The 1090-nt window shown below is 63.1% G+C and carries 1 protein-coding gene and 1 pseudogene; both read left to right on the forward strand.

The annotated features are described in order from the left end of the window. The coding region (locus ACQUQ1_RS22335; RefSeq protein ID WP_435066378.1) for a transcription initiation factor IIB at window positions 1-531 on the forward strand (531 nt) is incomplete at its 5' end. A gap of 100 nt (window positions 532-631) precedes the next feature. Then, window positions 632-1090 (forward strand): annotated as a pseudogene (locus ACQUQ1_RS22340) (hypothetical protein); the annotation flags it as partial.

The following is a 1090-nucleotide window of genomic DNA, read 5'->3' on the forward strand; positions in this document are numbered from 1 at the left end:
CGCCGGATCAGTAGTGCACTCGAACTGTCCGAGACGCTTCGTGACCAGGCCTGCCAGCTCTTCCGGAGTGCCCAGAACGAGGACCTCCTGCAGGGCCGGTCGATCGAGGCGATGGCCGCCGCGAGCGTCTACGGCGCGTGTCGGTGTAACGGACGACCACGAACGCTCGACGACATCACCGAGTCGGCGCGCGTCGAGCAATCGCGGGTGACGAACGCATACACGACGCTGAATACGGAACTTGGCCTGCCGGCCCAGCCGGTGACGCCCAGTGCGTTCGTTCCGCAGTTGGCGTCTGAGCTCGACGTCTCCGATCAAATCCGGCAGCGGGCTCGGCAGCTGGCAGAAGCATCCGAATCGACCGGAGCAACCACGGGGGTTCGACCATCCGGGTTCGCCGCAGCCTGTCTGTACAAGGCCGGACGCGAAGACGGACAGTGGCTCACCCAGTCGGACGTCGCTGACGTTGCGAACGTCTCGGTGGTCACCGTACGGACCCACCGCGACACGCTGGACGAGCTGGCTGTGTAGAGCCCACACTGCTGATTTTCGGTTGTATGTCTGTAGGCTGATTGACGTGAGAGCCATTGTTTAAACCCGAAGACGAAGCATGATACGGCCAGATCACTCTATGACCGACCAGTACGCCGACTACGAAGCCCTCCGACCGCTCGGCGAAGCGACCCACGTTCCCGACGACCAACTCGCCAGTAGTAGTGGCGAGCCCCGGCGGCAACGCTCTGGCGGCGTCGACACGCACTATCCAGACGACCCGACAGCAGATGAGACCGAGTGCGCTTCCTGTGGAGCGTCAATCCCCGCTGGCCAGTCGAAGTGCCGGTTCTGTCTCACCAACCATCTCGAAGGAGCCGACGACCAGGACACATCGAATGTCGAACGGACTCTCCTCCACGCCATCCAGCTGCTCGTAGAGGCGTCGACGTTCTACGGCGCCGTCGGGAAGGGATCTGCCGCGGCCACCCTCCTCGCGAAGGGAGATGATGACCCAGTAGTCGATGACTGCAAGCTAATCTACGATCTCGACGAGGAACCGGCCCCACAGCTTGTCGATCAGTGGCCCTCGCTCCCC

It is taken from the genome of Halobaculum sp. EA56 (genome assembly GCF_051195075.1).
In the GTDB taxonomy this organism is placed as follows: Archaea; Halobacteriota; Halobacteria; order Halobacteriales; family Haloferacaceae; genus Halobaculum.